General features: G+C 44.0%; 22 protein-coding genes and 5 pseudogenes. 4 read left to right on the top strand and 23 right to left on the bottom strand.

Features of this window, described 5'->3' with window-relative positions:
* Positions 1-152 precede the first annotated feature (152 nt).
* A complete protein-coding gene (istB, locus tag ABUE36_RS03950; protein WP_014386885.1) occupies positions 153-890 on the bottom strand; it encodes an IS21-like element helper ATPase IstB in 738 nt (245 codons plus the stop codon).
* Between the two features lie 9 nt (positions 891-899).
* Complete coding sequence (gene istA, locus ABUE36_RS03945) at positions 900-2,123, bottom strand: IS21 family transposase (RefSeq protein ID WP_003555353.1); 1,224 nt, start codon at positions 2,121-2,123, stop codon at positions 900-902.
* Between the two features lie 98 nt (positions 2,124-2,221).
* On the opposite strand from istA, the pseudogene ABUE36_RS03940 reads away from it, so the two are divergent.
* The 3 genes and pseudogenes from ABUE36_RS03940 to ABUE36_RS03930 all read left to right on the top strand — a co-directional run.
* Positions 2,222-2,365 (top strand): annotated as a pseudogene (locus ABUE36_RS03940) (ABC transporter transmembrane domain-containing protein); the annotation flags it as partial.
* A gap of 101 nt (positions 2,366-2,466) precedes the next feature.
* On the top strand, positions 2,467-3,396 hold the full coding sequence (locus tag ABUE36_RS03935) for an IS30-like element ISLpl1 family transposase (RefSeq protein ID WP_096109805.1): 930 nt from the start codon (positions 2,467-2,469) through the stop codon (positions 3,394-3,396).
* Position 3,397: 1 nt separating this feature from the next.
* Positions 3,398-4,693 (top strand): annotated as a pseudogene (locus ABUE36_RS03930) (ABC transporter ATP-binding protein); the annotation flags it as partial.
* Positions 4,694-4,792: 99 nt separating this feature from the next.
* Here ABUE36_RS03930 and ABUE36_RS03925 read toward each other — a convergent pair.
* The 3 genes and pseudogenes from ABUE36_RS03925 to ABUE36_RS03915 all read right to left on the bottom strand — a co-directional run.
* Complete coding sequence (locus ABUE36_RS03925; protein WP_421017202.1) at positions 4,793-5,905, bottom strand: glycerol dehydrogenase; 1,113 nt, start codon at positions 5,903-5,905, stop codon at positions 4,793-4,795.
* A 95-nt stretch (positions 5,906-6,000) separates the two neighbouring features.
* On the bottom strand, positions 6,001-6,360 hold the full coding sequence (locus ABUE36_RS03920; RefSeq protein WP_161002267.1) for a hypothetical protein: 360 nt from the start codon (positions 6,358-6,360) through the stop codon (positions 6,001-6,003).
* A 54-nt stretch (positions 6,361-6,414) separates the two neighbouring features.
* Positions 6,415-6,636: pseudogene (locus tag ABUE36_RS03915) on the bottom strand (hydrolase); the annotation flags it as partial.
* Positions 6,637-6,723: 87 nt separating this feature from the next.
* Here ABUE36_RS03915 and ABUE36_RS03910 point away from each other — a divergent pair.
* The gene (locus ABUE36_RS03910; protein WP_096109805.1) at positions 6,724-7,653 is read left to right on the top strand and encodes an IS30-like element ISLpl1 family transposase; all 930 of its coding nucleotides are present in this window, start codon (positions 6,724-6,726) and stop codon (positions 7,651-7,653) included.
* A gap of 15 nt (positions 7,654-7,668) precedes the next feature.
* Here ABUE36_RS03910 and ABUE36_RS03905 read toward each other — a convergent pair.
* The 18 genes and pseudogenes from ABUE36_RS03905 to ABUE36_RS03820 all read right to left on the bottom strand — a co-directional run.
* Positions 7,669-8,082, bottom strand: a pseudogene (locus tag ABUE36_RS03905) (isochorismatase family protein); the annotation flags it as partial.
* Between the two features lie 476 nt (positions 8,083-8,558).
* A complete protein-coding gene (locus ABUE36_RS03900; RefSeq protein ID WP_421017201.1) occupies positions 8,559-9,302 on the bottom strand; it encodes an SDR family oxidoreductase in 744 nt (247 codons plus the stop codon).
* Between the two features lie 25 nt (positions 9,303-9,327).
* Positions 9,328-9,744 (bottom strand): cupin domain-containing protein, encoded by a 417-nt coding sequence (locus ABUE36_RS03895; protein WP_421017200.1) that lies wholly within the window; start codon positions 9,742-9,744, stop codon positions 9,328-9,330.
* A complete protein-coding gene (locus ABUE36_RS03890) occupies positions 9,744-10,082 on the bottom strand; it encodes a carboxymuconolactone decarboxylase family protein (protein ID WP_017260570.1) in 339 nt (112 codons plus the stop codon). Before ABUE36_RS03890 ends, ABUE36_RS03895 begins: the two co-directional genes overlap by 1 nt.
* Positions 10,083-10,543: 461 nt before the next feature.
* Positions 10,544-10,987 (bottom strand): MerR family transcriptional regulator, encoded by a 444-nt coding sequence (locus ABUE36_RS03885; RefSeq protein WP_161002263.1) that lies wholly within the window; start codon positions 10,985-10,987, stop codon positions 10,544-10,546.
* 90 nt (positions 10,988-11,077) lie between these two features.
* A complete protein-coding gene (locus ABUE36_RS03880; RefSeq protein ID WP_046871959.1) occupies positions 11,078-11,401 on the bottom strand; it encodes a DMT family transporter in 324 nt (107 codons plus the stop codon).
* 158 nt (positions 11,402-11,559) lie between these two features.
* A pseudogene (locus tag ABUE36_RS03875) lies at positions 11,560-12,021 on the bottom strand (DUF1003 domain-containing protein); the annotation flags it as partial.
* Positions 12,022-12,057: 36 nt separating this feature from the next.
* Entirely contained in the window at positions 12,058-12,987 is a 930-nt protein-coding gene (locus ABUE36_RS03870; RefSeq protein ID WP_096109805.1) for an IS30-like element ISLpl1 family transposase, read from the bottom strand.
* 87 nt (positions 12,988-13,074) lie between these two features.
* Positions 13,075-13,488 carry a hypothetical protein gene (locus ABUE36_RS03865; protein ID WP_421017199.1) on the bottom strand — a complete coding sequence of 138 codons (414 nt, stop codon included), beginning with the start codon at positions 13,486-13,488 and terminating at the stop codon, positions 13,075-13,077.
* Positions 13,489-13,774: 286 nt separating this feature from the next.
* Positions 13,775-15,064: a hypothetical protein gene (locus ABUE36_RS03860; RefSeq protein WP_421017198.1), complete on the bottom strand. Its 1,290-nt coding sequence runs from the start codon at positions 15,062-15,064 to the stop codon at positions 13,775-13,777.
* 92 nt (positions 15,065-15,156) lie between these two features.
* Positions 15,157-15,282 (bottom strand): hypothetical protein, encoded by a 126-nt coding sequence (locus ABUE36_RS03855; protein WP_284142945.1) that lies wholly within the window; start codon positions 15,280-15,282, stop codon positions 15,157-15,159.
* A 93-nt stretch (positions 15,283-15,375) separates the two neighbouring features.
* Positions 15,376-15,702, bottom strand: coding sequence for an AzlD domain-containing protein (locus ABUE36_RS03850; protein ID WP_161002260.1), 327 nt, complete (start codon positions 15,700-15,702; stop codon positions 15,376-15,378).
* Positions 15,689-16,396, bottom strand: coding sequence for an AzlC family ABC transporter permease (locus ABUE36_RS03845; RefSeq protein WP_421017197.1), 708 nt, complete (start codon positions 16,394-16,396; stop codon positions 15,689-15,691). The genes ABUE36_RS03850 and ABUE36_RS03845 overlap by 14 nt, the downstream gene beginning before the upstream one ends.
* 36 nt (positions 16,397-16,432) lie before the next feature.
* Positions 16,433-16,990, bottom strand: coding sequence for a GNAT family N-acetyltransferase (locus tag ABUE36_RS03840; protein ID WP_421017196.1), 558 nt, complete (start codon positions 16,988-16,990; stop codon positions 16,433-16,435).
* On the bottom strand, positions 16,987-17,544 hold the full coding sequence (locus ABUE36_RS03835) for a GNAT family N-acetyltransferase (protein ID WP_161002270.1): 558 nt from the start codon (positions 17,542-17,544) through the stop codon (positions 16,987-16,989). The genes ABUE36_RS03840 and ABUE36_RS03835 overlap by 4 nt, the downstream gene beginning before the upstream one ends.
* Positions 17,541-18,026, bottom strand: a complete 486-nt coding sequence (locus ABUE36_RS03830; RefSeq protein WP_161002269.1) for an ASCH domain-containing protein — start codon at positions 18,024-18,026, stop codon at positions 17,541-17,543. The genes ABUE36_RS03835 and ABUE36_RS03830 overlap by 4 nt, the downstream gene beginning before the upstream one ends.
* 955 nt (positions 18,027-18,981) lie before the next feature.
* Positions 18,982-19,275 carry a metal-sensing transcriptional repressor gene (locus ABUE36_RS03825; RefSeq protein ID WP_161003768.1) on the bottom strand — a complete coding sequence of 98 codons (294 nt, stop codon included), beginning with the start codon at positions 19,273-19,275 and terminating at the stop codon, positions 18,982-18,984.
* 88 nt (positions 19,276-19,363) lie between these two features.
* Complete coding sequence (locus ABUE36_RS03820) at positions 19,364-20,026, bottom strand: nitroreductase (protein WP_421017195.1); 663 nt, start codon at positions 20,024-20,026, stop codon at positions 19,364-19,366.
* Between the last annotated feature and the right edge of the window lie 21 nt (positions 20,027-20,047).

Genomic DNA, 20,047 nt, shown 5'->3' with positions numbered 1-20,047 from the left:
CCTATATTGGTTGGAATTAGCTACTACCATTGTAAGTGATTACTTTGGGCTTTTTAATTTCTGTTCGGATTAATTATAGAATTTGCCATCTAGTGTCAAGGGCAGTTTAAAAATGTAGGTTTTCGGCAGAAAGAAATGTAGGTTTTCGGCAGTTACTTGAGGCCACGTAATCGGTAAGATTTACCAGTGATCTTCACTACGTGAACATGATGAACCAAGCGATCGAGAATGGCTGCTGTCACAGTTGGGTTCTGGAAAATATCAACCCAAGCGGATAGATCACTATTGCTGGTAATGATCGTTGAATGCTTTTCATAGCGGGCATTGACTAGCTGAAATAAGAGGTTAGCTTCTTGGTGACCAATTGGCAAATACCCAATTTCATCAATAATTAATAGGTCATAGCGCGAATAGCGGCTTAGAGATCGATCAAGCAGTCCTTTTTCGTAAGCTGCTCTCAATCTAATCAACAGCTCATGACAATTAATAAAGAGAACCCGACAGCCCTGTTTACAGGCCTCAATCCCAATACTAATTGCCAAGTGGGTTTTACCGACTCCCGGATTGCCAATAAAGATTAAGTTTTCAGACTTTTCCATAAAAGCCAGATTCTGGAATTCCAGAACCTCTTGGCGATTCATACTGGGTTGAAAGCTAAAATCAAATGTATCTAGGGATTTTGTATTGGGGAACCGAGCACGGCCAATGGCCCGTGCAATCTGACCTTCGTGTCGATTCTGGAGTTCCGAATTAGTTAAATCAATTAGCGCCTCAGTTAATGACAGATTATCAGTGTGAATTTGATCAAGGTAATTCGGCAAGTATTCACGGATTTTGTTTAACCCTAAGCGCTCAAGATTATTTAAAAGAATTTGATTATTAGTGGTCATGGTAGCCTCCTATAAGTTGTCGTAATCAGTCATATGTTCACGAATGTAAGCTGAAATGTCTTCATCTGTCCGCCCTTTAAGCAAATCAGATTTGAGGATATTGAACTGATCTTGGGGGTCATAATTCAGCGAATTGGTAGTTATGGAGTGCGTACGAATTTCTTCTCCGTTATAATAAATGTGAATGCGCTGCTCATCATTGGAGATTTCAACAGCAACCGTACAACCAATGTATCGCGGATCTACTGAGTACTTACATTTGCGGAAATTGATCATGGCCTCCTTCGAAACGACACGGGTAATGTTTTCTTCGAAGTATGGTTCAAGGAGATTAACTGGAACGCGATGAAGGTACTCTTTTTCTTCGTCTAACCATTTCAGGTACGGGACTTCGTCCGTGGCCTGCGAAGTTTCATGATTTAGATCATCTCGGAGCATATGAACTAGTTCGATTAGCTCAGTTCCATCAGCAAATTCAGTATTGTATGGCCGTAAACGTTCAACCGTGCGAGCAAGGGCTTCAACTGCACCTTTAGTTTGTGGTCTGAATGGTCGACAAGCAATTGGTGTGAAACCGGCATCTTTACAGAATTCGTGGAACCGTTCGTTAAAGACAGCGTGGCCAAACTGGGATTTTGTATGATCCACAACGGTTTTCATATTATCAAACCAGATTTCCGTCGGAATACCTCCGGTATGAAGGAAAGCGTCGTGTAAGCAAGAAAAGAGGGTATCTTGGCTCCGATCAAAGGTTAGTGTCATATATTTGAGTTTTGAATAAGGCAATACATACAAGAAAATATTGAATTTAAACAGCTCACCCTCGCTGCTCACTAGGGCCATTTCTTCTTTCCAGTCAACTTGAGCAGAGAGACCAGGGGAATGTTCAATCCGAATGGTAGCTTTCTTAACTCGTTCTCGGCGGGTTTGGCGACAATAATCTTTCACGAGGGTATAGCTGCCGGTAAAGCCCTTCTTCTGGATAAATTTAAAAATTGAAGCAGCCGAACAATTTAGTTCAAGCTTTGAATCGATGGTTTGCTTGAATGGATCCAGTAAACTTGGCCGTTTCGGTCGACCACTTGGTCGGCCCTTAAGTCCAGCTTTGACTTCCTCATAGGCTTTCTTAACGGTTCGATAATCAACATTATATTGCCGGGCAATCTCGGCGAAGTTAGGCTTAATATTTTCAGTCACGTAAATCGTCACTCCTTCTCTTAAATCACGTCTCACATCAAATTCCTCCTACACTCTGATGTGATTCATGATACAAAAAATGTAGGAAAACCAACAGTTCTAACCTGCCGTTTTCCTACATTTTACGGGTGCCTTTTACATCTAGTAAAACCGGTGATTTGATGGTGCGTTTGACCAGCGACATTAACAATCTGCAAAGCCTAATTTCAGCAAACATGCTGTCGATGATTGGCAGCATTATCACCTTTATTTTCGTTTGGATTTATATTTTTATTCTCAAAGTAGATTGTAAAATTAATCCGAACGCTGTTCGGACAAAAAAGATCAGCTTCCTTTAAAATGGTGTTTACAACAAACCCATCTTTTAGGAGCTGATCTTTTGTCTAGTATAACCTATTCCGAACGAATTAAAATCGAAACCTTTTGTGAACTAGGGCTGTCCAATATCCAAATGGGCGTTCGGCTGAACCGATCACCGTCAACAATTTCTTATGAATTATCTCGATGTCAACCTTATCAGGCTGAATTAGCACAAACAGATGCCGAATACAAGCGATCACGATGTGGTCGGAAAACTAAGCTGAGCGATGAGTTAAAGCAAACAATTCTCAACCATTTACATCTAAGCTGGTCACCAGGAATGATTGCTCACGAATTTAAACTAGCGACTAAATCTATTTATAATTGGCTAAATCAGGGGAGAATTGGTTTCTCCTTGAATGATCTACCTGAACATGGCGTACGCCAACGGCGTAACGTTGACCAACGATCCAAATATAATCAATCTTTGGGGCGATCGATTGAACAGCGTCCCATGATGATTAATCAACGTAATCGCATCGGTGATTTTGAACTAGATACCGTCGTTGGCCCTCGTGGGCATAGTAAGGCAGTTTTATTAACTTTAATCGATCGCAAATCACGGTTCCTTTGGGCATATCGGTTAAAGGACCGAACGACAGCGAGTGTTAATGAAGCACTGACTAAGTTCCTAACAACTTTTAATGGACCGGTGCACAGTTTTACTGTGGACCGTGGTACTGAGTTTAGTGGGCTAGTATCATTTGAATCACAATATGGTATTAAGACCTATTACTGTCATGCTTATACGCCAGCTGAACGTGGTAGTAATGAACGCTTTAATCGGAATTTACGTTATTTTTATCCTAAGGGGACTCGTTTTGAGCACATTAGTGCTCAAGATTTAACGACGACGTTACTCCAAATTAACCAGAGACCGCTTAAAATACTTGACTGGAAAACACCGTATCAGGTTATGCTGACCAATTTGTCCAAAAATTCGGATTAAATTTGCAATCTACCTCAATTGGCAAATGGCGATCGCCATCACGATAACCTTTCCTTTTATGTTTTTGATCTACCGTATTTTTCGCAATCGCATCCACAATGCGTTTCGGGCTGCCCGTGCTTCGCAAGCACAAATGTCGAATCAAATGCAGAATACGTTAACACAAATCGACCTCATCAAAAGCTACACCAATGAAGAATTTGAGGAACAGCGGTTTGGCACGTTTGCTAATCAAAACAAACAAGACATGATTCGGGCGACGCAAAACCAAGCCCTCTTTTCACCACTCATTGATTTTGTAAATTATCTTGGCACTGCTATCATCCTCGCATTCGGTGCTTACTTTGTTATTCACCATCAGCTAACTGTGGGTCAACTCGTCGCTTACTTGGCTTACATTGGCATGCTTCAAGGACCAATTCGCGCCTTCACCCAAATTTTAAATCAGTTACAGCAATCGTTAGTTTCTTATGGGCGTGTGATGGACATCATGGCGTTGCGGCCGATTATTGTCGATCAGCCAAACGCAGTGCCGTTTCCAGCAATGACTACAGGCGTGCAACTGAAAGATGTTTCATTTACCTATCCGGAGTCAGATCAACCAAGCACTGGTACGATCCCGGCGGCCGTCAGTCATGTCAGCTTCAACATTCCGTTTGGCAAAACAACAGCGCTTGTTGGTCACTCTGGTTCAGGTAAAACGACGCTGACAAAACTGATTGACCATTTATACAATCTTGATGCCGGTGACATTTTGTTCGATGGCCGTCCCATTAGCCAAATCCAATTACAGTCACTGCGCGAAAATATTGCCATCGTTTCCCAAGACATCTACATGCTAGACGGCAGCATTCGCGATAACGTCCGTTACGGCCGTAGCAAAGCCACCGATGATGAAATTTGGCAAGTGATTGAAATGGCCGACATTGCAGACTTCGTTCACGGTCTTCCACAGGGGCTGGATACGCAAATCGGCGAACGGGGCGTCAAACTGTCTGGTGGTCAAAAGCAACGCTTGTCAATTGCCCGTGCTTTGTTGAAAAATGCCCAACTCGTCATTCTAGACGAAGCCACAGCCAGTTTGGATAACGAATCCGAAAAGACGATTCAGCATGCGCTGGAAAACTTGATGCAGTCGCGAACTTCTCTCGTCATCGCTCACCGGCTATCAACCATCCATAACGCGGATCAGATTATCGTGATGGATCACGGTCAGGTAGTGGAACGAGGCACGCATACAGAGCTGCTGGCGGCAAACGGTCCTTACGCCAAACTTTACAATGCACAGTTCAATTGATTCTGTCTGCGACGTCAAACGACAGCAAAAAAAGACTCCGATAAGAATTCCTCAACGTAATGAAGAATTCTATCTGAGTCTTTTCGTTTGGATAAAACTTTATTTGTTAACGTGATGTGCTTGATAATAACGACTGTATGCGTCGACGCCCTTCATCGCCTCGACAACATCAGATGCCTCAACGGTAAATGGCATCTGCACCATGGTATCGTTTGGCGCCGTGGATAACTGACCAACCTGCATCAACTCTTCATCACTGACATCGGGAATCTTCAAATCAGCAAACGTGGTCGGCAGACCCAATTCGAGATCGAACTTCAAGAATTTGTCAAACCGTTCCTGGTCTGCACCTTCGAGATAGAGTTGCGTTAATGTCCCAAACGCAACCTTTTCGCCATGAGTTAAATCATGAATTGGACCATTTAAGGCAGTTAAACCATTATGGATAGCATGTGCAGCGGCTAGACCACCACTTTCAAAGCCGACACCACTCATTAACGTGTTGGCCTCAACGATCTTTTCCAGTGCTTTGGAGGCCGCATGGTTATCGACTGAAGCAACAGCCTGCGTGCCATAAGCAAACAACGTTTCCTCACACTTGGACGCAATCGCATTACCGACCATCGTTTGTTTGGCACCCAACATTGTGCTACCAGCGCCACGTGCCACAGCTTGGGCTTCCACATTAGTTGCCAGCGCATCAGCGATACCGGATGTCAGCATCCGCACTGGTGCACTGGCGATAATTTTGGTGTCGACGAGCACTAGATCGGGATTCTGCGCATAAAACCGGTAAGCGGAAAAGGTACCCTCGTCGGTATACAACACGGAGAGTCGTGAACAAGGCGCATCTGTCGAGGCCAGCGTCGGCAAGATGGCAACTTTAACGTGGAGGTTGTCAGCAATCGCCTTAGCGCTGTCCAACGCCTTCCCGCCGCCGAGACCGATAACCAAGTCAGCACCAAATTCTTTGCCATTTTCGGTCACCCGGTCAATTTCGCCAACTGACGACTCACCGTTAAACGGTACGTATTCCACGTTGACGTCATTGTCTTTCAGGTAATCAACGTATTTCTGACCGGCAATTTTGTACGCCGTTGAGCCAGCTAATAACAATGCTTTGCGGCCTAAACGGGTAATGTATGAAGCACTATCAAATAACACATTCTTGCCCTGAACATACGTTGCAGGACTGCCAAAAACACTCATCATAATGTGTAAACTCCTTTGCGATTTTACTTACAAAGTCAGAATACACTTAATCTGCTGAGCCCTGCAACTTTGTCTGAAACGAAACACCAAATGACTTAGGCAACTGAATTGTCGACCTGCCGAACTTTCTCTAGCACCTCATCAAGCTGATTAACCGCGACTTCATAATCCGGCATTTGATTCTCGCACTGTTCGTCGAATTGTTCCAAACCGCCGACAGCAAACGGATATTCGAATCGGTAAACGGCTTGATAAGCGCTAACAAAGTCCTTTCTTAGTTTGTTACTGTCTGTTCCATCAAATTGCAGTGCCAGATCAATCGTTCTGTAATCGGTGTAGGCCAACTCGAATTGAATGGCCCACGCCCGAATGAAATCATGACCTGCTTGAATATAAGTAAAATGATCGTTGGCAGTCGCCATTAAACGATTGACTGAATCCTGAACATCTACCATGTTTGTCGCTCTCCTTACTATGAGTGACCTTCCGCCACCCTAACTGAATCGTCGTTAGCTTAATTTTAAAAATGCACCAATATCAAACAGGCTTTGCGTAAATCCCGGAACCGTGTCCGGTCGGTTCCAGTCACGTTGTAGTTCACAGGCTAATTGTGCAATTGTCACAGGTTGAGCACCCTTGGCAGTCATTCGAGCAATTGCCGTTTCATGAGCCACAGTTGATGTGCCACCAACCGCATCAACAACTGGAAACACGTCATAAGTAGATTGTAAAATTAATCCGAACGCTGTTCGGACAAAAAAGATCAGCTTCCTTTAAAATGGTGTTTACAACAAACCCATCTTTTAGGAGCTGATCTTTTGTCTAGTATAACCTATTCCGAACGAATTAAAATCGAAACCTTTTGTGAACTAGGGCTGTCCAATATCCAAATGGGCGTTCGGCTGAACCGATCACCGTCAACAATTTCTTATGAATTATCTCGATGTCAACCTTATCAGGCTGAATTAGCACAAACAGATGCCGAATACAAGCGATCACGATGTGGTCGGAAAACTAAGCTGAGCGATGAGTTAAAGCAAACAATTCTCAACCATTTACATCTAAGCTGGTCACCAGGAATGATTGCTCACGAATTTAAACTAGCGACTAAATCTATTTATAATTGGCTAAATCAGGGGAGAATTGGTTTCTCCTTGAATGATCTACCTGAACATGGCGTACGCCAACGGCGTAACGTTGACCAACGATCCAAATATAATCAATCTTTGGGGCGATCGATTGAACAGCGTCCCATGATGATTAATCAACGTAATCGCATCGGTGATTTTGAACTAGATACCGTCGTTGGCCCTCGTGGGCATAGTAAGGCAGTTTTATTAACTTTAATCGATCGCAAATCACGGTTCCTTTGGGCATATCGGTTAAAGGACCGAACGACAGCGAGTGTTAATGAAGCACTGACTAAGTTCCTAACAACTTTTAATGGACCGGTGCACAGTTTTACTGTGGACCGTGGTACTGAGTTTAGTGGGCTAGTATCATTTGAATCACAATATGGTATTAAGACCTATTACTGTCATGCTTATACGCCAGCTGAACGTGGTAGTAATGAACGCTTTAATCGGAATTTACGTTATTTTTATCCTAAGGGGACTCGTTTTGAGCACATTAGTGCTCAAGATTTAACGACGACGTTACTCCAAATTAACCAGAGACCGCTTAAAATACTTGACTGGAAAACACCGTATCAGGTTATGCTGACCAATTTGTCCAAAAATTCGGATTAAATTTGCAATCTACCCATAGTCTTCTTTTAGTGCATCCAATACTGGAAAGGTCAAACACGCTTCTGTCCACAATGCCGCGATGATAATCTGATGTTTGCCCGTCGCCTTAATCGCTCGGTTAAAATCCGCATCCTCCCACGCGTTAATGGACGTTCGGTCATAGCTGGGCACATTTGGCAACAATGCCTTCAGTTGTGGAATCGTATCTTGGTTGCGCCCCGTTTGCACGTTGACGGTGGACAAGATTGTTGGAATCTTGAAGGTGTTAATCAACGATTGTGTCGCCACAATATTACGAATTAGCTGGGCTCGATCCATTGAATTAACTGAATTGATTTGCGTTGGCTGAAAATCAATCAACGCAAACACACTGTTCTCCGGATTGAGTAATTCATCATCAGTTGCAGAACGCTTTGCCATACTAGTCATTTTGACATTCTTCCTTTCATTCCTATGTTTGAAGTCGATCAGTAGCCTAAAATCATAACTACTAATTGACTTAAAAAATAAGCCAATTAATGTAGATCAGCGAACATAACTGCTCGGTTGCTTTGGCAAGTTGGCTAACTTAATTAAATAGGGATGAAAATGGTCAAAATGCAGCATGTGACGAGGAAAATGGGGGCACAAACTGATTTTTGTGGATCTTTTTCATAGCGTAAACGCGAGGTCAAAGATCAGAGGCCTGTGCATAATAACCTTCTTGTCCTTTTACATTGTCGCAAACGCGCTCACACCACCTAAAGTCTATTCATTATCGGCTTTTTTAATTTTACATAGCGAAAACGCGATACTGTCGCCCAGAAGTCTGTGCATAACCAAAAGATGCGGTCATACAAGCAAAGTTCGCTCGTACAACCGCATCTTTCAGTTATTGCTCAACTTCTCCCAGGCTTCGTATCGCTCTAAGCCTGCTTCGTTGGATATATCGTAAATTCGTTGACGTTAACGTCTTCTGGCTGGTCAATAGCGAAGTTCACGACCCGGGCGATGGCGTCAGGGTTAATCCCCACGGCATCGTATAAAGCGTCCATCCCCTTGCGTGCTGCCTTATCGGAAATCGTATTCAACAGTTCCGTATTAATCGCCGCTGGGTACAAGGTTGTCGTGCGAATGTTGGTGCCTTCACTAGCACTTTCCGTCCGAATCACTTCCATCAAGTTACGGACAGCAAACTTAGTGGCACCATACACACCAGATCCTGGGAAACTCTTCAGTCCGGCAACAGATGAGGTCGTAATGATATGACCACCCTTATTTGCCACAAAATCTGGCATTACAGCAGCCACCCCGTTAAGCACGCCTTTGATGTTAATGTCGATCATGTCATCCCATTCTTGCGTGTGCAAGGCACTGATGGGCGACGTTGGCATAATTCCGGCATTATTGAAAATGACATCCAGGCCACCAAACGTGGTTTTGGCATATGCAATTAACGCGGCTACTTGTTCGGCATCCCGCACATCAACCGTTTGATACGCTGCTTGCCCGCCATCGGCTTTGATATCAGCGACGAGTTTTTCCAAACGGTCTTCGCGACGAGCACCAAGGACAACTTTTGCACCATTTTTAGCCAATAGCTTAGCGGTTGCTTCACCAATCCCAGATGAAGCACCAGTAATTACAACAACTTTATTTTTAACTGTCATTCAAATTCTCCTTTAAACTTACTAATTAATCCTTTGACAATGCATCGTACGCCGCATCACTGACCGGTTCCAACCATTCAGAAGTCCCCGTAGTGATTGCGACATGACTAAACCAGCTGTCTTTTGTCGCACCGTGCCAATGCTTAACGCCATCGTGAATGGTAACCACATCGCCTGGGTGCAGTAGTTGTGCTGGCTTGCCATCCTCCTGATACCAACCTTCACCACCGGTAACAAGCAAGATTTGATAACCATTGTGATGAATATGCCAGTCATTGCGGCATCTTGGTTCAAATGTCACATTGCCAACATTTACATTGACATTATCATCTGCGCTAACTAAATTTTTTAAGTAGCTTTGACCGATAAAATACTGCGCATAGGCTTCATTCTTATCGCCTTGGCCAAAAACATTTTGTGTTTCAAATTTTTCGTTTGCCATTACTTATGTGTCTCCTCTTCATCTGACCAAATTTCCTTAGCACGGTTAAACGCCGACCATGCCTTAGGCCACCCAGCGTAAAATGCAAGGTGGGTAATTTCAGCAACAATCTCGTCTTTTGTAATGCCGTTTTGTTTGCCAATTCGTAAATGAGCTTCCAATTGTTCTGTATTGCCAGCCGAAATAATGCTAGCAATCGTAATTAAGGAACGGTCATGAGCAGACAAAGCGTCTTCTTTGGACCAAACCTCACCAAATAAAACATCATCATTTAAAGCAGCAAATTGTGGGGCAAAATCACCCAACTGTTTGCGACCTGCTGTTTGTTTTTTAGCCATGTTAAATTCCTCCTCGATTAAAAACAAAGTGATTAACGCGATTGAATTCATTAAAACACTTAAAGTACACTTTAAGTAAAGCCCTAAATTTCATAAAAACTAAAAAGAGCGACTTAACATGTACATAACCTGCTAAGTCGCTCTAAATCAAAATTATAGAAATTCAAAATGCCTACACTGCCTGAAACACTCGTTGCGGTATCGCCCGAATTAATCGTTATTCCGTTGATTATGAAGTCCCGACTATATTAGCTGGAGGGCGTCCCCATTGATACCGAACCGTGAAGGTATTGTTAATCCGGAATACATTTTGCCGGATTTACAATACGGACGGTCGAAAAAACTCGGTTTTCCACGAGGCTTTGCGACGAGGTGAAAGACTCCGAACTCAAGATGCTTGAACCGGTCCCACGGCAAGCGTGTCAATGGAGACAACCGCAAGCGGCATTCACCGCTATCATTTATTCTTCATGATTCAAACTGGCAAGGTAATTAGCAAAACCTTCGTTATCACTAATATGCCCGTCTACTTTTCCCTGATACCAATCAATCTTGTCGTTTAAAATCGTCATACTATGCTGCAATTCCTCAAACTCCTGAAGAAAACCACGCCGTACATTCTTCAATAACTGCAACCGTTTAGTGATCGTCGCATCACCTTCAGCGCGCCAAGCCACATACTGTTTCAACTGTTCGATAGTCATTCCTGTACCCTTTAAGTGTAACAAGAATTTGATCCAGCTAGCATCTGCATCCGTATAGTAACGCAGTCCATTGTCCGAACGATGTGGTTTGACCAAACCTTCCTTTTCATAATAACGAAGCGTTGGGCCTGACAACCCGGTTTTAGTTGCAAATTCACCGATTCGATAGCGCTTTTCTGTTACAACTGTCTTTGTCGCCATTAACATTCCCTCCAGAAGTTGATATTCACATTAGTTAAAGTCGACTTTAACTCATAGCCCACAGTCTTGTCCACTATTGTGTCAGATGAACTAGCCATTGGCACCAAACAAGTTCAAAATCACAACGCCAACCAGAATGAATCCAATCCCAATCACATTGGCCAAATTGACTGGTTCCTTCCAAAACAAAACGGCCACTAACGTTGACAGCACAACGCCAATGCCAGCCCACAATGCGTAAGCAATATTGAGATTGACTGTTTTCATGCACACCGCCAGAAAGTAAAAGCAGGTACCATAAGCAATTAAGGCCCCTAAACTGGGCCATAATAGTGTAAATCCAGATGATGCCTTCAATAAATTTGTGCCAATCAATTCACCAACAATGGCTAAAGCCAGATATACATACCCCATTGTGACCACCCCGCAAAAAATTTGTCTCGACCCTCATAATGTCGCTAAAAAAAACCGATGTAAAGCAAAAAGCCACCCGCAACGAGGGTGGCCTCCTGATAAATTTTTGGTCCGATTTAAGCATTAATCAATTGTGGTTTTGTCTTCCCAATCATCACTTATTTATCCACATGAAGTGAACCGTGATCTGATTGTTTGTGACCCTGCTCATTATGTGAAACCGATTGTGGCGAATCCGTTTGCCGACGTGCCGGTTGAGACGATTTCTGTTGTTTCGGTTGCTTACTTTCTTGATCATTGATGTGATCATCGAAGTACGTTTGCAACCGCCGTAGTTCATTAACCTGCGATTCAATCGAACCCAACATCTCTGTTTGAATCTTTTGAATCTGCAACATGTTCGGCTGATCCTGTTGAATCATATGGTCAACCTTGGAGTGCAGTACCCGAATTTCTTCTTCCGATTTTTGGTTAACGTGATAATCGTTAGCCGATTCCATCCGGTCATACTCTGCTGACCGGTTCTGACTCATCATAATGAGTGGTGCCTGGATTGCGGCAACCATACTCAAGAACAAGTTCAAAAGAATAAACGGATATGGATCGAAATGCACACCAAATAGGTGTAATGAATTAACAGTAGGTAGATTGCAAATTTAATCCGAATTTTTGGACAAATTGGTCAGCATAACCTGATACGGTGTTTTCCAGTCAAGTATTTTAAGCGGTCTCTGGTTAATTTGGAGTAACGTCGTCGTTAAATCTTGAGCACTAATGTGCTCAAAACGAGTCCCCTTAGGATAAAAATAACGTAAATTCCGATTAAAGCGTTCATTACTACCACGTTCAGCTGGCGTATAAGCATGACAGTAATAGGTCTTAATACCATATTGTGATTCAAATGATACTAGCCCACTAAACTCAGTACCACGGTCCACAGTAAAACTGTGCACCGGTCCATTAAAAGTTGTTAGGAACTTAGTCAGTGCTTCATTAACACTCGCTGTCGTTCGGTCCTTTAACCGATATGCCCAAAGGAACCGTGATTTGCGATCGATTAAAGTTAATAAAACTGCCTTACTATGCCCACGAGGGCCAACGACGGTATCTAGTTCAAAATCACCGATGCGATTACGTTGATTAATCATCATGGGACGCTGTTCAATCGATCGCCCCAAAGATTGATTATATTTGGATCGTTGGTCAACGTTACGCCGTTGGCGTACGCCATGTTCAGGTAGATCATTCAAGGAGAAACCAATTCTCCCCTGATTTAGCCAATTATAAATAGATTTAGTCGCTAGTTTAAATTCGTGAGCAATCATTCCTGGTGACCAGCTTAGATGTAAATGGTTGAGAATTGTTTGCTTTAACTCATCGCTCAGCTTAGTTTTCCGACCACATCGTGATCGCTTGTATTCGGCATCTGTTTGTGCTAATTCAGCCTGATAAGGTTGACATCGAGATAATTCATAAGAAATTGTTGACGGTGATCGGTTCAGCCGAACGCCCATTTGGATATTGGACAGCCCTAGTTCACAAAAGGTTTCGATTTTAATTCGTTCGGAATAGGTTATACTAGACAAAAGATCAGCTCCTAAAAGATGGGTTTGTTGTAAACACCATTTTAAAGGAAGCTGATCTTTTTTGTCCGAACAGCGTTCGGATTAATTTTACAATCTACTAGTAATCCACAATAACATAATGAGAACAAAGGAAATAATAAAAGGCCAGCTACCCCCGAAGTGGGCAACAGCATCCGCAACCCGCTGACCAACTGTTAGTGAGTGTTCCAATTGCTGACGGACATCAACCACCTGATAGGTATCTTTTTGAAGTACCCGTGTAAGCTTTTGGTTCAGCTTATGATTTTGGCGATAGTCCTTCGCAATCATCTGATCCATCTTTAATAAACGGTAGTGGACCAAATGCTCACTACAGATAAAATCTTGGTTTGTCGCCTTTGGAAAGTCGAGACGAATCAACGCCTTCAACGGACCATCCAAATCTCCTAGGAAAACACCGTCTACGAGATCATATTCTTTATGATCAACGAGACAGTAAACCGTGCCGTTCAATTCTTGCATTAGACTAAAACACCTCAGTAAATGCTAAATTTCACGTGCGGCAAAGTTCACAGCATGGGTTAAATATCCAGTTATGAATTGCGAACACGCGGGACCGTCATCACTCGTTGAACATATATGATAATCTGCGTCTGACATAAAACCCACCTGCCTTTCCTAGGTTGACCTGAGTTATCGCTACAAACCCATTATAGGGGACACGCCCAAAAAAGTTCAAGCGAACCTACCCATTTCTGAGCGTTTTTTAATTAAGTTAGATAATTATGTTATAGTTCCCTAACTTTTACTATTTGATGGTCATTGCATAGCCTGGCTTTAAGGTGTCATGAACAGCTTGATAACCCGCTTGTTGATAGTAAACAGTCGTCATTTTTCGCAAGTCATACGAACGATGATCCAATTGATCTTGACTTGGTATTGCGTATCCGTTGCTTATCGTCAAACCCATGATGTTAGCCAGCTTACTCGTTTGCGCAGTCTCGTCATGTAATGAATAGAAATTGACATCGTTGCCTGCAATATTGGCAGTAAACATATCATCCATGGCTTTAGCCACTGGACTGTAGCTGTTAAACATAATGATTGGATGACCATTGTTAGCAATCCAATGATAATAAAACGTTGCGCCACCAGTGCTATTCTGGGTAGCAAATAAAGTTGCCGGATCCTGCCCTTCCATGGCCCAATATGCCATGAATGTTAGGCTGGCCTGATCGGCTTCCGATAACTGTTTCATCGTCGCGTTATCGGCAGGCTTCGCTTTTACGACATCTGCAATTGGCGTGGATGGCATTGGCAGGTCATCATCCGTAGTATCGTTGCTACTTGAACTGCCCGCAGCGTTACTAGTTGCTGAACTTGACGACGTTGATGAAGAACTATCGCCTGAATCATCATATCCTGTCTCATCACTGCTAGACTCGCTAGTCGCTGAATTTGTTTGAATCGGTTGGGTGATTGAATGACTCGTTTCAAACGGACTAGTTGCCCGTGGAACTGCCTTAGTGATGGCGCCTAGACCCAGCCAGAGTGAAATGATTAGCAATCCAATAAGTAACAAACGCCGCAGGCCAAACAACTGGCGCCGCATGACTGCAGGGATTGCGTAAATATCATGAGCCGATTCATTTGCCTCTTCAACTTGCACTTCGTCCACTCGTTTCAGCAGTAAAAAGCGCAGTAACGATGCGCCTAAGACGCTTAAAAACAGCAAGACTAAGGCCACGTTTCGTGTCGACGTGTGGTCACTGAGAAACCAGTTCATTGCCACCCGGCCGTTTGGAAACGTCGTATACAGGTTGAACTGCTCACATAAGGCCCACAATGCCATGAAGCCGGCCAGCACAAATAGTCCAATCATAATCCGCCGAAGGTACATTATGTGTTGCCGGCGATAAATCGTCCGGACATAAAAGCGTTGTGCACCGGCAATTTGAGTCGGTGTCGCCATTTTATCCGCCGTTTGGTGCCAGCGAACTAACCGCCGTTTGACTAGCCAAAGAGTGACAGCTATGGCGGCTATGCCCAACACAACAATCGCTAAAATAATTAACCATACTACCTGCCACACTTCCACACGGACACTTCCCTTTTCAAAATTCATTTTTTAGGCAAAGAAAAGCGTTCATCCCAATTTGAAATGAACGCTCTAAAACTTATCATAATTGGTTATAGTTCGGTTGTTTCTTTAACAGTTGTGTCAGTGTCCGACATGCAACGTGCAAGCTTCACATCACAAACAACTAATCCAACGGTTGTAACAGCTAATAATCCAATTGCTAACAAGGTTTCCATAAATAATCACCCTCGCTTTGTCAGTGATTTTGTATGAGTATATCATGCTTCACACCAAACACCTAATGTTTTGCATAAACATTTTGAATCCGTTTACATGACCGCTCTTAATATTGCTAACGACGCTACCCCGACGATTACGATCCACAGCAAGCTTTTAGTAACAGCGGCCGTAATCACAGTGGGAACCGACGCAAACAAGTTTTCATAGTTCACACTCGGCAAATGACCCAAATGTTGCGTGAACAAATTTGTTACCCACAGCGCAGTCATAATCGTGATGGGCACAAAGCTCAATAATTCGACCACTAACGGCGGCAAACTATGATTTTTTAACAGCACAAAGGGCAACGTTCGTGATAGCAAAGTCACAATGCCACAGCCGACAATGGTTAAAAGTACATAACTAGTAGAAAGCATGTTTGATAACCACCCCCGTCGCACAGCCCAACAGCGTGCCCACAACAAGTAACAGATTTCCCGGAATGAAAATAAGCCCCAAGTAAATAATGACTGCTTCAGCCAGAATCACGATCAGTTGCAGTGACTTAGCCAACGAACGATCCGCGATAACTTGCAAATACAGTAACCCGATAAACATGGCGACTAATGCGAAATCCAGACCGAGTCGCTCTGGATGGGCAACCAATTGTCCAAGCAACGCGCCGACACCTGACGCAATCATCCATGTAAAGTACGCAATTAAATTAGCAGTATTAAACCACTCAAATGACATTTTGTGGTCCGTATAATTCACCTTATTCATGCTCAGCGCAAAACTTTCATCGGTCAATAACGCGCCAATGAAAATATTCTTCAACATGCTGTCTTTTTTGAAATAAGGTGCCACTACCGTACTCATTAAGATCATCCGCGCATTCACCAAAAAGACGGCGACCATGATCGACACCACTGGGTTATGGGATACCAGCATGCTCACCATGATAAATTGGGCGGACCCAGCATATGTAATGGCGGACATCAACACTACCATGAGCACACTCAAACCCACGGACTGACTCACCACGCCAAACGCTAAGCCAATGCCAATATAACCAAACACAGTTGGCAACGTATCCTTAATTGCTGTTCTTATATCGAGCTCATCTGTCATGAAGCTAATCACATTCCTTTACGTTCATTTATAAGCTTAAAACTCCGGCCAATCTTGGTGAGCAGCCATCCATGCCGACCCCATAATGCCATATTCATATTGGTCAAACCACTTGCCATCTTGATAAAGGCCCCCGCGGTTCACAACTTCACGTTTGAATCCGACACGTTCATAAGTGTGCACAGCTGCCAAGTTATTGCTGTTCACACCCAAACGAACTTTATACAGACCCATTTCAAAGAAGGCATAGGCCAACATACAATTGATCGCGTCAGTCCCGTAACCGTGACCACGTTCGGCCGGGTCAACGATGCCAATTCCTAGTTCACACACCTGATTTTTCAACTGAATCTCGTCTAACTCGACCCAACCAACTGGGCTGTCATCGGTCTGTTTGCGAACAATCAGCATCATGCCATCTGGCTCGTTGTTAGCCAACATTTTAACGAAGCTTTTGTGTGTTCTAACCGTGGCTAAATCCCACTCGCTACTCCGTGCAAACGCACCAGCCCATTGATGCTCTTGTAGATAAGTTGCATCTCCTTCACGTGCTTCCGTGAGGTTCACTAATCGTCCTTTTAGCACATCTTTCATTTTGTTGCCTCCGTTAATGCACGCCACTCCGTTTGCAAAATTCCGTAACTGTACCGGTCAATTCGCTGACCATCTTGATATAGTGCGCCAACATTAACTCCTTCACGTTTAAAGCCCACCCGTTCATAAATGTGGATAGCCCCGGCGTTATTGCCATTCACTTCTAAGTGAACCCGGTGCATGTTCAACTCGTCAAACGCAAACTTCAAAATAATCCGCAACGCATCCGTGCCGTAACCGTGGCCCTGCTGACTTTCCACGATGGCGATGCCCACTTCTGCACCACGATTCTTCAGTTGAACATCCCCAAGTGAGATCCAGCCAACCGTCGCTTCCGTATCGTTGGCCCGCACCACGTACACGAACTCATCGGTGCCCCAGTGTTCACCTTTAAGATCTTCTTTATAGTCCTCTGGCAACCATACGCGTGACATGTCCATGCTCAGTTGTCTGAACCAGCCATCAGTCCATTGTTCTTGCGCGAATAATTCTGTATCGCCCTGACGTAGTTCGGTTAAATGAACCAACTCTCCACTCATAAAATTACTCATCATTCGTTTGCCTCCAGATTGTCTGCCAAACTTGCCTGCGTTGCCCTTAGTTCAAACACCTCACAACTCATTAATAACTGATTACTAAATTGATAGTGGTCCTGAGCACCTTCTTCACGAAAGAACGCTTCGTGAACCCTGCGCCAATAAGCTAACGTCCGGTCACCCTCGCCTTCGTGATAGGCATGTTCCGCGGATACCTGTTGATAAGGCATTATCTCCGAAACGACATTCTGAATAATCGCAACTGGCTGATCGTCACCGTTTAAAATAATGTCATAGTCACCAACTTGTGTAACCGTCTCACCCTCAATAAAAGCGGATGTCGTCGCCGTCTTTTTACCTTTAACCACTAAGTCGGCTAATTCGTTTGCCATTGACGTTGTCATCCCAAACGACCATGCGTCCGGCTGTGGCAATTGCCGACCGATTGACTGACAGTATGCTTCCCAGAATCTTTTTACTGCTGTATTAGTTTGCTTCATGTGGAGCCCTCCATTGTTGGAATGTCGATATGGTGAATGCTTTTAAGGGATGCTCGGTTCTTACTGAATTTTTCCCAGGGCTTCGGCATCACTCTTCTAAAACGTGCACCTATCGCCCAGAAGTCTGCGCGTAACCCGAAAGCCGTCTCATTCGGAAAACCACCAAATGTGACGGCTTCCACGTTATTGCTCAACTTCTCCCAGGGCTTCGGCATCACTCTTCTAAAACGTGCACCTATCGCTCAAGGTCCTGTGCATAACCCAAAGCCGTCATCCTACAAGCAAAGTACGCTTGCACGCTGCCACCTTTACGTTATTGCTCGAACCTTACCGAGCTTCGGCATCACTCTATAAAAAAAGCACCCAGCTGCTTGCCGAGTGCATGACCACCATGACGACATTCAGTCCTACGTTAACGTTTAAAAAAGTGCACACTGGTCCCCTTAAACGCAGATACATACGAAATTGTAAATGCATTGGCAAACCAGTTAGCAAACGTTAATGCAGACATTGCAATGTCCTCCCTCACATAATTTACCGACAGTTGCTCGAACCTTCCCGAGCTTCGGCATCACTCTTCTAAACGGGCACCTTACTTCTGAATCCTGTGCATAAGCTACAAGTCAAAGCATTCGTAAAATCACCGAATCATTCGCCTTGTTTCTTATTGCTCGGATTCAACCCGAAGTAAGGCATCACTCTTCTAAAACGTGCACCTGTCGCTCAAGGTCCTGTGCATAACCCAAAGCTGTCATCCTACAAGCAAAGTGCGCTTGCACGCTGCCACCTTTACGTTATTGCTCGAACCTTCCCGAGCTTCGGCATCACTCTTAAATTATAAACAGTTTAGCATTCTCATTAGTTTCTAAGCAAGTTGTTTTTTTCTTTTCTTGAGGCAGCAAAAAAGCCATTTCATTAACGAAATGGCTTAAGGCACAATATATTCAACTCTGTTTTAACGCGTCTTCATCATCAGATCCAACGACTTCTGTAGCGACGCAGCTTCCTCACTGTCAGCAGCAACGCCCATTTTTTCAACTGTTTGGCGGATGTTTTCAGCAACCACTAATTTCATCGCCTTGTCCACACTGGAACGAACAGCAGCGAGCTGAACCAAAATATCCTGACATTCACGGCCTTCATCCATCATGCGCAACACGCCATCCATTTGACCACGCGAACGCTTTAAACGATTAGTGATCTGCTTGCTGGCTACCGTCTTTTGAGCCACGTCTGGCACATTCATCATGAGCAAAAACCTCCAAATTAATTTCGTCCATTATACCCCAGCAGGGATAATGATTGCTAATCAAAAGGTTCCCGTTCATTGAAGCCGTCTACTCTGCAATGTGAACAAAATCAGCCAACGCTAACCTTCCTGGCGTAACCGTATTAATCTTATCATCTACCTTGGCGTGTCCTAAAGCTACACCCATGACAATTTCTTGATCACTTGGAATATTTAAAGCTGTCCGTAACACATCGGGATATGCGATCAGTGCATACGCCGGCATACTGTCCACACCACGATCCGTGGCACTGAGCATCAACGTTTGCGCAAACGACCCCGTATCAAACAATGAATACCCCGTGGCGTTTTTCTGAACGGTAAAATACACAACTACGGGCGCATTGAACAAGTTGGCGGCTGCTTGTGTCGTCTGCTCTTCAACATCCGTTGGTGTGTCAGCAATTGTTTCCGCCATCTTTTCGTTCCAATCGGCCATTGCTTGCTGACTACGTGATGACCATTGCTCTCGGTGAGCAATGGCCATGTCAGGCGTGCCATTCTGACCGGCCAGTACGCGTTGTTGATTAACCGTGCGAACTTGGGCCAGTGTATCACCAGTGGCGACGTAAACTGACCACGGCTGAGAGTTAGCCCACGAAGGTGCCTGACTGGCATCCTCAATAATTGACTTAACAGTGTCTAAATCAATGGGCCGATCACTAAAATCTCGAACCGAATGACGACCATAGATTGCTGCATGTGTTTCCATTTTTAAAACTCCTTTGTCACC

Origin of the sequence: Furfurilactobacillus cerevisiae, from assembly GCF_048961765.1 — a bacterium.
GTDB lineage: Bacteria > Bacillota > Bacilli > Lactobacillales > Lactobacillaceae > Furfurilactobacillus > Furfurilactobacillus milii_A.
The sequence above is the reverse complement of the archived record's forward strand: the minus strand, read 5'-3'. Positions and strand labels throughout refer to the sequence as shown.

Bases quoted from the DNA above. Each gene is read 5' to 3' on its own strand.
- ABUE36_RS03900 (WP_421017201.1), bottom strand. From the start codon at position 9,302: ATGACAGTTAAAAATAAAGTTGTTGTAATTACTGGTGCTTCATCTGGG.
- ABUE36_RS03865 (WP_421017199.1), bottom strand. From the start codon at position 13,488: ATGCAAGAATTGAACGGCACGGTTTACTGTCTCGTTGATCATAAAGAA.
- ABUE36_RS03925 (WP_421017202.1), bottom strand. From the start codon at position 5,905: ATGATGAGTGTTTTTGGCAGTCCTGCAACGTATGTTCAGGGCAAGAAT.
- ABUE36_RS03845 (WP_421017197.1), bottom strand. From the start codon at position 16,396: ATGACAGATGAGCTCGATATAAGAACAGCAATTAAGGATACGTTGCCA.
- ABUE36_RS03850 (WP_161002260.1), bottom strand. From the start codon at position 15,702: ATGCTTTCTACTAGTTATGTACTTTTAACCATTGTCGGCTGTGGCATT.
- istB (WP_014386885.1), bottom strand. From the start codon at position 890: ATGACCACTAATAATCAAATTCTTTTAAATAATCTTGAGCGCTTAGGG.
- ABUE36_RS03855 (WP_284142945.1), bottom strand. From the start codon at position 15,282: ATGGAAACCTTGTTAGCAATTGGATTATTAGCTGTTACAACCGTTGGA.
- ABUE36_RS03880 (WP_046871959.1), bottom strand. From the start codon at position 11,401: ATGGGGTATGTATATCTGGCTTTAGCCATTGTTGGTGAATTGATTGGC.
- ABUE36_RS03835 (WP_161002270.1), bottom strand. From the start codon at position 17,544: ATGATGAGTAATTTTATGAGTGGAGAGTTGGTTCATTTAACCGAACTA.
- ABUE36_RS03830 (WP_161002269.1), bottom strand. From the start codon at position 18,026: ATGAAGCAAACTAATACAGCAGTAAAAAGATTCTGGGAAGCATACTGT.
- ABUE36_RS03890 (WP_017260570.1), bottom strand. From the start codon at position 10,082: ATGGCTAAAAAACAAACAGCAGGTCGCAAACAGTTGGGTGATTTTGCC.
- ABUE36_RS03840 (WP_421017196.1), bottom strand. From the start codon at position 16,990: ATGAAAGATGTGCTAAAAGGACGATTAGTGAACCTCACGGAAGCACGT.
- ABUE36_RS03820 (WP_421017195.1), bottom strand. From the start codon at position 20,026: ATGGAAACACATGCAGCAATCTATGGTCGTCATTCGGTTCGAGATTTT.
- ABUE36_RS03885 (WP_161002263.1), bottom strand. From the start codon at position 10,987: ATGGCGACAAAGACAGTTGTAACAGAAAAGCGCTATCGAATCGGTGAA.
- ABUE36_RS03920 (WP_161002267.1), bottom strand. From the start codon at position 6,360: ATGGTAGATGTTCAGGATTCAGTCAATCGTTTAATGGCGACTGCCAAC.
- ABUE36_RS03825 (WP_161003768.1), bottom strand. From the start codon at position 19,275: ATGATGAATGTGCCAGACGTGGCTCAAAAGACGGTAGCCAGCAAGCAG.
- ABUE36_RS03895 (WP_421017200.1), bottom strand. From the start codon at position 9,744: ATGGCAAACGAAAAATTTGAAACACAAAATGTTTTTGGCCAAGGCGAT.